The sequence below is a fragment of the Marinicella sediminis genome, from assembly GCF_002000055.1.
GTDB classification, from domain to species: Bacteria; Pseudomonadota; Gammaproteobacteria; order Xanthomonadales; family Marinicellaceae; genus Marinicella; species Marinicella sediminis.
This window is the reverse complement of record NZ_MVBD01000002.1, coordinates 174,397-186,722: the sequence shown is the minus strand read 5'-3', so window position 1 is coordinate 186,722 and position 12,326 is coordinate 174,397. Positions and strand designations below refer to the sequence as shown.

Genomic DNA, 12,326 nt, shown 5'->3' with positions numbered 1-12,326 from the left:
ACAAAAGATTGCCTTGGTGACGCTCATGAAGCCAGCTGAACAACGGTCTGCTTATGCCGCATTTGCCATGGTGTTTCTGTTAATGGCGGTGTATTTTGTGTTGCGGCCGGTCAGGGATGCCATGGCCAGTGACTGGTCAGATACGGAAGTGAGTCTGTTGTGGAACATCCAGTTCTTTATCAGCAGCGGAATTGTGATGCTGTACTGCTGGTGCATCTCCAGGATCAGCTTCAAGCAGGTGGTGCCGATGGTATACGGTCTGTTCGCGTTGTCATTTCTGATGTTTTATCTGATCACCCAGACCATGAGTGATCCCATCCTGGTGGAGAAGGCTTTTTACCTTTGGGTGACGGCTTTCAGCTTACTGAACTTATCGGTGTTCTGGAGTTTCATGAGTGAGACCTTCAGCAAAAATCAAGGCAAGCGCTTGTTTCCATTTATCGGGGCAGGGGCCAGTGCCGGGGCCATCATCGGTCCGGCGATTCCGACCATATTTGCCGGGACACTGGGAGCAGCCAATCTGATGCTGTTGTCAGCGATGGGGTTGTTGATGGTGATTCCTTTGGTGCTTTATCTCAGTCGAACCGGTTCAGCCAGACAAACGGGAGCGATCATCAATGAAGGTCGGGATCAACCTGGCATGACCGATTCCTGGTGGAGTGGCTTTACTGCTGTGCTGAATAACCGTTATCTGTTGCTGATCGCAGTTTTTATTGTGTTGTATGTGTTACTCAATGGCTTTGTGTATTTTCAACAGAAAAACCTGTTGGCTGATTTCAGCCGGGCTGACCGGACACGGATTCTGGGCGGCATCGATTGGTTGGTCAATGTACTGACCTTTGTGTTTGCCTTTGCCCTCACCGGACGCATGGTCCGTCGTTTGGGTATGGGCCTGACCCTGGCCAGTGTGCCGCTGTTGATGTGCCTGGGTTTACTGATTCTGGCGATTGCACCGGCAGTGGTGGTGTTGTTGGCGATCCAGGTTACCAGACGGGTGGGTAATTATGCCATCACCCGTCCGGGCAGAGAAATGCTCTTCACCCAGGTCACTCAAGATGAACGATACAAAGCCAAACCGGTGATCGATGTGGTGGTTTATCGGGGTGGTGATGCGGTCAGTGCCTCTTTGTTTGCGCTGTTGACTGATGGTTTGGGCCTGGGCTTATTGGGCATGTCACTGATTGGTTCGATGTTGGCGGCGATCTGGGCGGGTGCCGGGATTTACCTGGGCAGGTGCTTTGAACACCAGCAAACCAATCAGGCAAACGGATACACCGTCAAGGCAGTTGCTGATCAGCAGGCTTGATGTTCTTTTTACATTTCTACAGGAAAAAACATGTTATTTAAATCATTAAAATCAATTATATATATGTCATTGTTGATGTCCGTTCCAGGTATCAACGCTCAGTCAAACAGTCGTTCAGATTCACCACTGACGGGTATTGAGGAGGCCAGGGTGTTTTTTGATCATTACCTTGATGCCTACAATCAACGGTTTGGCAAACCAGCACAAACTGCTGCATTCATTGAGTCATTGTCAACACTGATCCATGATCCATTCATCATGTTACCGGTTAATAATCCGCCGTTTTTACTGCCAACCAGGGCTGATCTAACCCGTGGCTTTGATGGTTTTGTACAACAACTGGAAGCCAAAGGTGCAGTCAAACTGACCTGGCAGGAAGTCAACCTCATGCCGTTGAGCGAACACAAAATCCTGGCCAATAACGTTGGAGTGGCCACCAACAGCCAGGGTGAGGTGGTTTATGAAACCTTGTCTTTATATGTGTTGGTACGGGTGGATGGGGCCTGGAAAATTGCAGTATTTAGTCCGTATGATAAGGCCTATCAGTGGTCCATTGAGTGAGTTGATGAATGCCTGATCATCAGTGGCGTGAACACCCCCGCTGAGAATAAAACACACCGAGACCCGGATTTTTGCCAGGGATGGCATGGTGCAGTATGAACATGAAGTGATGGCAGTGATGTCCTGGATGACGATGTGTGTGTTTATTCGTTGGTATGGAATTTATCTGACATGGGGTGTTCAGATTGTCCATAGCGATCAGCCACCTTGATCATGGAAAATCTAACCTCGTGATTGTGGTGAAAGTCACAACCCAGTGTCTTTGAAAATGGAGGTAATCAATGAAGCAGCCTTGTGTGTATATCATGGCCAATAGAAGGAATGGTACGATCTGTATCGGCGTCACGAACCAGTTAGACTTGCGGGTATGTCAACACAAAATGGGAGTGATCAGTGGTTTCACCTGTCAATCCAAAACCCACATGTTGGTCTATTACGAAGCACATGCTTCGATTGAAAAAGCCATCAGACGTGAAAAGCAGCTTAAAAACTGGAAGCGTTCATGGAAAGTTCATTTGATTGAGCAGTTGAACCCGCTTTGGCGGGATTTGTACACTGAGTTGAGTTGAATGGCAAGACGCTGGTTTCCGAACCCGGTTCGGTCCGACGGTGGTTGGATAGATTTTCAGCGCACAAACAGGCCTTTGCCTGTCATTGTGGCGAAAACCAAAACCCAGTGTCTTTAGAATCCAGCAGACGGCGTGAAACAATCTTCAAGGGTGGCGGGTGTTTATGCTTTGTGTGGAGAGATTCCACGGCTGTTGGAAATCAGTTAAACTATTGATCACTTTTCTGCAGGATATATGCGTGGCTGAATTTCAATCCAAATTACCCCATGTGGGAACCAGTATTTTCACCGAAATGTCGCTGCTGGCAGCAAAACATGCGGCGATTAATCTATCACAGGGTTTTCCTGAGTTTGATACACCTGAGTTTTTGAAACAAGCCATCAGTGAGGCGATTGCGGCTGGTAAAAATCAATATTGTCCGTCGATGGGTTTGCCTGACTTGTTACAGCAAATTGGTGCCCTGATTGAGCGCAGGTACCGGCAGGCAGACGCCGAAGCGTTGAATCCCATGCAGACAGTGACCGTCACATCAGGAGCCACTGAAGCCCTGTGGGTGGCATTTCAGGCCCTGGTGCGACCTGGTGATGAGGTGATTGTATTTGATCCGGCCTATGACTCTTATGAACCTGCGGTGGAACTGGCCGGGGGTCATTGCCGGCACATCGCGATGCATGCCCCGGACTATGCGATTGATTGGCAGCAAGTGAGGGCCATCATCAATGACCGAACCCGGGCGATTGTGATCAACAGTCCACACAACCCGACAGGAACCTTGTTGTCGAAGGCAGATATGGAAAGCTTACAAAACATTGTTTTGGCCCATGATCTTTATGTGATCAGTGATGAAGTGTATGAACACATCACTTTTGATGGCGAGCGGCATGAAAGTGTATTGGCTTATCCTGAGTTGTTTGCCCGTGCGTTTGTGATCTCCAGCTTTGGTAAAACCTTTCATTGTACCGGCTGGAAAATGGGTTATTGTGTGGCCCCCGAAGCCATGACGGCAGAATTCAGGAAGATACATCAATATGTGACCTTCTGTTCGTTCACCCCGGCCCAATTTGCCATCACGGAAATGCTCAAAAGCCATCCAACGCATATCGATGAACTGGGGCCGTTTTATCAACGCAAACGAGACGTGCTGATTCAAGCCCTGGAACCGTCACGATTTGAGGTGTTGCCGGCCAAAGGTACCTACTTTGTGTTGCTGGATTATGCGGCCGTTTCAGACCTGAAAGACACAGATTTCTGTCATTGGCTGACCAAAGAAATTGGCGTGGCGGCAATCCCGCTGAGCCCGTTTTATCAGGCTGAAACCCTGGATGCATACCACCGCAAACACCAAGTGGTTCGTTTGTGTTTTGCCAAAGATGATGCAACCCTACAAAAAGCGGCGGAGCTGTTGTGTCAACTTTAACAGTCGCGGCCATCCAGTATGACATCAGTTGGCGGGATAAGTCAGCCAACTTCAGCACCCTCGAGCACATGATTTCTGCTGTGTTCAATGAACATCAGCACATTGACCTGCTGCTGTTGCCAGAAACTTTTTCCACCGGATTCTGTACCACTGATCCGGCGGTGTCGGTCACCGATGACGGGGGTGAAGATCTGTTTTGGCTCAAACAGATGGCCAGCCAATATGGATGTGTGGTGGCCGGTTCCGTATTTGTCAGACAAGCTGATAAAAAAGCCAACCGTTTTTACTGGGTATGGCCGGATGGTGCAGTGGAGTATTATGACAAGCGCCACCTGTTTCGCCTGGGTAATGAAGGCGATTACGTGGTCCAGGGGAATGATAGAAAGGTATTTGATATCAAAGGCATAAGAATATTTCCTCAAGTTTGTTATGACCTCAGGTTTCCAGTCTGGCAACGCAACCAACAGGACTACGAATTATTGGTGAATGTGGCCAATTGGCCGGCCGCCAGGCGTCATGTCTGGGACACCTTGCTCAAAGCCCGGGCGATGGAAAATCAGGCTTTTGTGATTGGTGTGAACCGGGTTGGTGCTGATGGTCTTGGGGTGGCACATTCTGGTGGAACGGTGGTGCTGGATTATGTGGGTGAACCGGTCGCTACAGCCGTTGATGACAAAGCCGGCGTGGTTGTTGCTGAACTGGATTTTTCAGAATTGGAACGCTACAAAGAAAGCTTTCCGGCTTATCTCGATGCGGATGATTTTGTGCTGAATTGATGACTGTTGAATGATTGATGACTGACATTATTGAGGTTCAAATCACCATCTGCGATGGGCAACAAGATCAGAAGGCTTCAAAAATTCTGGCAGTTGCTTCAGGATTACCTCAGGCAAAACTCAAAGAAGCCATGCACAAGGGAGCGGTTTGGTTGCGGCGTGGCAAGGGACAAAAGCGACTGCGTCGGGCAGGGAAGGCCTTGCGGGTTGGTGATGAATTACTGCTGAATTACAATCCCAGGATTTTGGATCAATGGGTGCCTGAACCTCAGTTGGTCAGTGACCTGGGTGATTACAGCATTTGGTTTAAGCCGTTTGGGCTGGCCTGTCAGGGCAGCCGTTGGGGGGATTTTTCTGCCATGGCCCGCTGGGTTGAAGTCAACCTACCTGAAATCACCGATCATGCACCACGTCCGGTGCATCTGGTCCATCGCTTGGATCGGGCGACCACCGGATTGATGATCCTGTGTCACTCCAAGCGTTCGGCCCGGGCCTTCAGTGAGTTGTTTGCGGCAGGTCAGGTGGACAAGCGCTATCAGGCCATTGTTCGTGGTGACTTTTCGGTCCATGGCTCGCCTCTACAGGTCAACAAACCAGTTGATGGCAAAGAAGCCACAACTGTGTTTTCGCTGGCATCACAATCCGAGAATGCCTGCTTGCTGGATGTGCAACTGCTCACCGGGCGCAAGCACCAAATTCGCAAACACCTCCGTGGGCTGGATTTCCCGATCATCGGTGATCGCCTTTATGGTGAAGGTGAGCAGGATGGGATTGATTTACATCTTCAGGCGGTGAGTCTTTCTTTCACCTGTCCGATGACCGGTGAATCGCGCGCTTTTGTGGTCAGGGATGATCAGCGTCTTATCCTGGATCAAATTATTTGAGTTTAACAGCGATATTGGCTGCAGTCGATTTGGGAGCGTGGACTTCAGTCCACGGCATCATTCAGAAGGCTGATGTCACTCAAAATACAACAGGAATCACAATCCATCGCATTCCAGCGTGTTTTGAGATAAGCTTTTTAAATATTCGATAACCGGAAGCTGAAGATGAACAAAACCGATGTGATGGCATTACTCCAAGAGTACCAAAATGAACGAGGCATCAAAAACTGGGAGGAGATGTATCCTGACAGCCCTTATTCCAGTTTTGGCATTGGTCTTACGGTGTTGCGTAAACTGGCCAAGCAGGTAGGCAAAGACCATACATTGGCACAACAGCTTTGGGATACTGACAATTATGATGCCAAGGTGCTGGGGGTGTTGACAGATGACCCTAAACTGATCACCCGCGAACAGATGGAAACTCAGGTCGAAGATGTGGATTTTGGTATGATGGTACATGTCTATTCAGCCTGTGGAGCACCGGTGGCGAAAACGGCTGAGGTGGATCAGGTGGCCAGACAGTGGGTCCTCAGTGAAGATTCCGTGCGGCGTCGGTGTGCTTATGGGTTTGTTTACGAGTTGTCCAAATCAAGTAAAAAATCGGCTCCGGATGAGGATTATTTTATGTGGTATATCAATCACATCGATGACACTTTTAAGACCGAAGATCCATCGGTGCACCTGTCCATGGGCAGCGCCTTGATGGGCATGGGTAAATGCAACAAGTCCCTGAATCAGGCGGCTTTGAAAGTGGCCAGGCGCATGGGCCCGATTCCGGTGGAGTCTGGTAAAACCCAATGTGATCCAATGGACATCAGCAAACACCTGACCAGTGATTACCTGAAGAATAAACTGGGTATATGACGACCAACAGGATTCATTGACAATGCATAACATTAAACGGCAACAGAGCGACATGAAAACCATACACAATCGATTCATATTTATCATCGCGTGTCTTTTAACGTCGACCCCAATATTGGCAAACCAGGGTGGACCTCCATGGGTCTTCGCCGACCACGATTTCGTCAATCCGTTCACCGGTGGCGTGGCCTGGGAAACCAGCCAGAACAGTGATGTGCTGTCCATGGAGTGGGCTTTTATTGGTTTGAGTGATGTATTGCCGTTGTGTTCAGGAGGCTTTGACTGGTCATCAGTGGATGATTTCCTCAGCCGGGTGGATGGCCGGGGTCATCAGGCCATCTTGCGTCCTGTGGTGTTCGGTCCAGGTTACGGATCCGGTGATTTTGCCCCGTCTGATATGTTAACCAATGACTTTCTTTATGACTCAGATACATATCAAAACCCCGATTGGGCAGAAATAACGGTGCAAAACTGTATCCTGAAATTCATTGATGCTTTTGCTGTGCGCTATAAAGATGATCAGCGAATCGCTTACATACAAATGGGGCTGGCAGGACTGTGGGGAGAACATCACCTTGATGGTGGGCCATACACTGCCAGCAGTTTTCCTTCTTCAGCTTTTCAGGAAACCATGATCAGTCGATACATCAATGGGTTTGGCAATACCCAGGACAGTCTGCTCACGGCATTGTCGCTGGATGCCACCCAGGCGCATGGCTTTTTTGGCAGTGGTGATACCTCATTGGATGGAGAACGGTTCAGTTTCTTTGACGACAGTCTGTTGATCGCCAACCACAATGATGCGCTCAACTGGCGACAGGAAGTGATACCAACTGCTCAGTTGGCTTTGCATAAACAGCATGGTTGGGGAGGGGAAGCCTTCTGGACGGGATGCAACAGTGATGGTTCCTGGGTCACCCCACCTCATGACTGTGGCAATGGAGAATCCCTGGATGACCAGGCTTTGCGGATTGGCTTGAATTACATGTTGGGTTCACCGGCCTTTACCAGCGGTCAGTTTTCAACGGCACAATTGCTCGCGGCATCTCAATTGATGGGTTATAAATTCACCGCCAGGGCAGCGGCCAGGCTGGATGCAGATCACCTGGCCGTAACGGTGGAAAACACCGGCGTGGCCCATAGCCCGTATCCGGTTACGGTCTGCACCAGTGAAGGATGTGCCGGCGATTTGTCTTCGCTGGCTCCTGGCGAACAAGTTGTGATTGATGTTCCAGCCACCGAATCCGGTACCCAAAACCTGTTTTTCAATGCTACAAGGCTGGACCCGTTAAGCCCCTTGAAAATACGTTGGAGTAATGCCGGAGCCAATGGTTTGAATGGCACATTAGTGGTTGAGATCAATCCTGCCGAATTCATTTTTGCAGATGGTTTTAATCACAATTGAATCGATGCTGATCTCAGCAATTGATGGCTTGAGCAGCTGATATTGGCCATTTGAGTGATTTGATCATTCTGGATATGGCCACTGGTTAATGGCAGGACTTATGCATGATCCATGCTTGAAGCTGAAGTTTTTCAGCCGCTAAATTGAGCCATATCAAGTTTTCTGTCAGTACAGGAGGGTACAATGAAAGCAATGATCATGCTGGAGCTGACCCTTGACCACTGTAAAAAAACAATCCACAAAAACTGTGCTGTCAGCACGAAAGCTGACCAAGGTTTACCACACAGGTGCGATTGATGTTTGGGCGTTACGCGGGGTGGATTTTGATTTATATGCCAATGAAATGGTGGTGTTATTAGGTGCGTCGGGCAGTGGTAAGTCGACTCTGTTGAACATCCTTGGCGGATTGGATGTGCCTACTGAAGGTAAGGTGATTTACGCAGATCACGACATCAGTCATGCCAATGACAAAGCACTGACCCGTTTTCGACGGGATCATGTCGGCTTTGTGTTTCAGTTTTACAACTTGATTCCCAGTCTGACTGCACTGGAAAATGTGGCCCTGGTCACCGAGATCACTCCTGACGCACTCGATCCGGCCAAAGCCCTGGACCTGGTGGGACTCACTGAGCGAATGAATCATTTTCCGGCTCAACTCTCAGGTGGCGAACAACAGCGCATTGCGATTGCCCGGGCGATCGCCAAACAACCGGACATTCTGTTGTGCGACGAACCAACCGGTGCTTTGGACATGCAAACCGGGATCATGGTGTTGCAAGCCATTGAAAACATCAATCAGGAATTAGGCACCACCACTGCAGTGATCACTCACAATGCGGTGGTCGGTCAGATGGCAGACCGCATCATTTACTTGTCTGATGGCCAAATTGCCGGCATTGACGTCAATCAACAGCGCCTGCCGGCCAGCCAACTGGAATGGTGATGAAGGTATTGGATCGCAAACTGTTTCGCGTGTTGTGGACCATCAAAGGCCAGGTCATTGCCATTGCCATGGTGATTGCCTCAGGCATCGCCACGCTGGTGATGTCCTTATCAACCATTGAGGCACTCGAAGAGACGTCAGCAGCTTATTATGAACGCTATCGGTTTGCTGATGTGTTTGCGCAGGTCAAGCGCGCACCGGAAAAGCTGACTGCACAAATTCGGGACATACCCGGGGTGCAAACCATACAAACCCGCATCACCCGCTACACCACCGTGGATGTGACCGGATTTTCTGAACCGGTGATTGGTCTGTTGAGTTCGGTACCTGAGGATCGTCAGCCGAACCTCAATCAATTGGTTTTGCGCAAGGGCAGTTGGTTGTCATCACAGGCCACCGATGAAGTGATCATCAATGAGCCTTTTGCTGAAGCCCATGGGCTGGCCATCGATGACGTCATCAGTCTGATCCTCAATGGTCGGAAAAAACCATTCAGAATCAAGGCCATTGCCTTGTCACCGGAACACATTTACAGTCTGGGACCCGGTATGTTGCTACCCGATGATCAGCGTTTTGCGGTGATGTGGATGGGACGCAAAGCCATGGCGTCGGCATTCGACCTTGAATCTGCTTTCAATGACCTGACGCTGACAGTAGAACATCAGGCCAGCATCAATCCGATCCTGGACCAGCTGGATGTTTTGCTGGCACCCTTTGGTGGCATCAGTGCCATTGAACGCAAAGATCAGATTTCCAATTGGTTTGTGATGAATGAGATCGCCCAGCAAAAAACCATGGCGACCATTTTGCCATCCATCTTTTTAGCGGTTTCGGTTTTTCTGACTCACATGATTCTGTCGCGGCTGATCGCCACTGAACGCACCGAAATCGGCTTACTCAAAGCCTTTGGTTATTCCCAGCTGCAGGTCAGCTGGCATTATTTAAAAATGGTGGTGGTCATTTGTTTGTTGGGCATCACACTTGGCAGCCTGCTTGGCCTGATGCTGGGTCGTTACAACACCCAAATGTACGCCGATTTGTTTCGTTTTCCATTACTGGTTTACCAACCTGGCATGCAATCCTTTTTACTCGGTGGTCTGATCAGCGTGGCGGGGGCTTTGGCTGGTGCCATGGGGGCGGTCAGCAAAGTGGTGCAACTGCCACCCGCGGTGGCCATGTCGCCACCAGCACCGCCAAATTATCAACATGGTTTGTTTTCCAAAAGCTGGGTGACCCAATGGTTGGATCAGCCCACCCGCATTGCCTTCAGACAGATTGGTCGCTGGCCGTTGCGGTCATTCCTGACCAGCACCGGCATGGCCTTTTCTATGGGATTGATCGTGATGACCCTGCAATGGAATGACTCACTGGGCTTGCTGGCTCAGGTGAATTTCTTTGAGGCCCAAAAACAGGATTTGATGGTTGGTCTGGCAGAACCAAAAAAATTACGTGCCCTGCATGATCTGGAGCATTTACCCGGTGTGATGCGGGCAGAGCCAGTGCGTTACATCAGTGCCGATCTGCGCTCTGAACACCGCAGCCACCGGGGCAGCATCACCGCGATGGCAGCGGATAACCAGCTGCAAAGCATTTATGATGATGCAGCGCGTCAATCGGTACCGGTGCCGGATGAGGGGCTGATACTGGCTGAGCGGCTGGCTGAAAAACTACAGGTCAGTAAGGGGGATCTGGTGAGGATCGATGTACTGGAAGGTCGTCGTCCAAGCCTGTTGATCCCGGTGGTGGATACAGTGGAAACCTATTTGGGTATGGCTGCATATGCCAACCTGACAGCCATGAATCGCCTGTTGATGGATGGCGAACTGTTTCAGTTTGCCAACTTGAAAACCGATTCACTGCAAGCCGCTGATTTGTTTTATGCCCTGAAAAACACCCCCATGGTCAGTTCGGTGATGGTCAAACAAGCAGCACTGGATGCCTTCAATGAAACCCTGGTCGAACACTTGATGGTGTTCATCACCATGTTCATCGTGCTGGCTGGTATGGTGGCCTTTGGGGTCACCTACAACAGCACACGAATTGCTTTGTCAGAACGGGGCAGGGAACTGGCCACCCTGCGGGTGCTGGGTTTTACCCACGGTGAGACCAGTTATGTGTTGCTGGGAGAAGTGACGCTGTTGATTCTGCTGGGTCTGTTGCTGGGTAGCCTGGTAGGCTGGGGGCTGGTGTGGTCAATGGCGGCGGCCTTTGATACCGAATTATTCCGCGTACCACTGGTTATCAGTGAGGCCACCATAGCCTGGTCAATGATCATTGTGCTGTTGGCAGCGATGTTGTCTTTTACCCTGATCTCTGGCCGCGTGCGGCGGCTTGATTTGATCAAAGTACTCAAAACAAGAGAATGATGTGATGAAAAATATAAACCGTAAAACCCTGTTCTGGGGCTTCGTATCAGCTGTGTTGCTGATTGGTTTGGTGTATGCCTTCAAACCCCGTGCAGTCATGGTTGACTGGCATGTGGTAGAACCTGAACAATTGATCATCAGCATCCGTGAAGAAGGTAAAACTCAGGTGCATGACATTTATACCCTGTCAGCTCCGGTAACCGGAAGGTTGAAACGGGTGGATGCACATGTGGGTGACGCTGTGACCATGTCAGCAACCACTGTGGCGCAGATTGAACCCCTGGATCCTGGGTTTCTGGACCCCCGCAGTGAAGCGCAGGCCAAAGCCGATGTGCAGGCTGCAGAATCTGCCAGACAACTGGCTGAAGCGGAAGTCAGTCAGGCTCAGGCTGAACTGGATTTTGCCTTCAATGAACTGGCCCGAATGCGTGAATTATCAATCAGCGGGGCGATTTCAGATCGGGAGTTGGAAATGGCTGAAAAAGGCTACAAAACCAGGCGGGCTGCCGTGGCCACAGCACAGGCCGCACTACAAATGCGTAATTTTGAAGCAGAACGTGCCAATGCAGCCTTGCTGTCGCCCACAGCCACCCAGATTTTACACGGAATATGTGATTGTCTGGACATCAAAGCCCCCGTGGATGGTCACATCCTGCGTATCCTGCATAAAAGTGAAGGGGTGGTGAATGTGGGCACGCCAATCATGGAAATCGGTAACACCGGTAAGTTGGAAGTGGTCATTGAATTGTTGTCCTCTGATGCTGTGCAGGTTGAACCTGGCCAGCTGGTACTGATCAACAACTGGGGCGGGGATCATCAGCTCAGGGCACGGGTGACCCGCATTGAGCCCATCGGCTTCACCAAAGTCTCAGCGTTGGGTATTGAAGAACAGCGGGTCAATGTGATTGCCGATTTTCTCAGCCCGCCAGCTGATTGGGATAAACTGGGTCATGGGTTTCAGGTTGATGTGAAAATCATCATTGCTGAGCTCAATGATGTCCTGACTGTACCCATCGGTGCTTTATTCAGGGTGGGTGAACAATGGGCGGTGTTTCAGGTCCAGTCCGGAGTCGCCAGGCAACAGATCATACAATTGGGGCTGAGTAATCAATTATCAGCTGAAGTGACTGCCGGTTTGCAAGTCAATAACACCATCATCCTCAATCCTGGAAATCAGATTGTTGATGGTGTCAGGGTGGTTTCTCGAGAGGAACTGATTGAATCCAGATGAATTG

The 12,326-nt window shown here is 50.1% G+C and carries 11 protein-coding genes; all 11 read left to right on the top strand.

Annotated elements, in window-relative coordinates:
• Positions 1-25 precede the first annotated feature (25 nt).
• The 11 genes from B0475_RS03335 to B0475_RS03285 all read left to right on the top strand — a co-directional run bounded on the left by B0475_RS03335 (position 26) and on the right by B0475_RS03285 (position 12,322).
• Positions 26-1,306, top strand: a complete 1,281-nt coding sequence (locus tag B0475_RS03335) for an NTP/NDP exchange transporter (RefSeq protein WP_157892671.1) — start codon at positions 26-28, stop codon at positions 1,304-1,306.
• A gap of 30 nt (positions 1,307-1,336) precedes the next feature.
• Positions 1,337-1,867 carry a hypothetical protein gene (locus B0475_RS03330; RefSeq protein ID WP_198538092.1) on the top strand — a complete coding sequence of 177 codons (531 nt, stop codon included), beginning with the start codon at positions 1,337-1,339 and terminating at the stop codon, positions 1,865-1,867.
• Between the two features lie 281 nt (positions 1,868-2,148).
• Complete coding sequence (locus tag B0475_RS03325) at positions 2,149-2,436, top strand: GIY-YIG nuclease family protein (protein ID WP_077410016.1); 288 nt, start codon at positions 2,149-2,151, stop codon at positions 2,434-2,436.
• Positions 2,437-2,728: 292 nt separating this feature from the next.
• Positions 2,729-3,853 (top strand): methionine aminotransferase, encoded by a 1,125-nt coding sequence (locus tag B0475_RS03320; protein WP_232781838.1) that lies wholly within the window; start codon positions 2,729-2,731, stop codon positions 3,851-3,853.
• Positions 3,841-4,629: an amidohydrolase gene (locus tag B0475_RS03315; protein WP_077410014.1), complete on the top strand. Its 789-nt coding sequence runs from the start codon at positions 3,841-3,843 to the stop codon at positions 4,627-4,629. Before B0475_RS03320 ends, B0475_RS03315 begins: the two co-directional genes overlap by 13 nt.
• Before the next feature lie 17 nt (positions 4,630-4,646).
• Complete coding sequence (locus tag B0475_RS03310; RefSeq protein ID WP_077410013.1) at positions 4,647-5,513, top strand: RluA family pseudouridine synthase; 867 nt, start codon at positions 4,647-4,649, stop codon at positions 5,511-5,513.
• Positions 5,514-5,678: 165 nt separating this feature from the next.
• The gene (locus B0475_RS03305; RefSeq protein WP_077410012.1) at positions 5,679-6,377 is read left to right on the top strand and encodes a DNA alkylation repair protein; all 699 of its coding nucleotides are present in this window, start codon (positions 5,679-5,681) and stop codon (positions 6,375-6,377) included.
• A 52-nt stretch (positions 6,378-6,429) separates the two neighbouring features.
• Positions 6,430-7,782: a hypothetical protein gene (locus B0475_RS03300; protein ID WP_157892669.1), complete on the top strand. Its 1,353-nt coding sequence runs from the start codon at positions 6,430-6,432 to the stop codon at positions 7,780-7,782.
• Positions 7,783-7,996: 214 nt separating this feature from the next.
• Positions 7,997-8,725: an ABC transporter ATP-binding protein gene (locus tag B0475_RS03295; RefSeq protein WP_077410010.1), complete on the top strand. Its 729-nt coding sequence runs from the start codon at positions 7,997-7,999 to the stop codon at positions 8,723-8,725.
• Positions 8,725-11,091, top strand: coding sequence for an ABC transporter permease (locus tag B0475_RS03290; protein ID WP_077410620.1), 2,367 nt, complete (start codon positions 8,725-8,727; stop codon positions 11,089-11,091). Before B0475_RS03295 ends, B0475_RS03290 begins: the two co-directional genes overlap by 1 nt.
• 4 nt (positions 11,092-11,095) lie before the next feature.
• A complete protein-coding gene (locus tag B0475_RS03285) occupies positions 11,096-12,322 on the top strand; it encodes an efflux RND transporter periplasmic adaptor subunit (protein ID WP_077410009.1) in 1,227 nt (408 codons plus the stop codon).
• Positions 12,323-12,326: the final 4 nt, after the last annotated feature.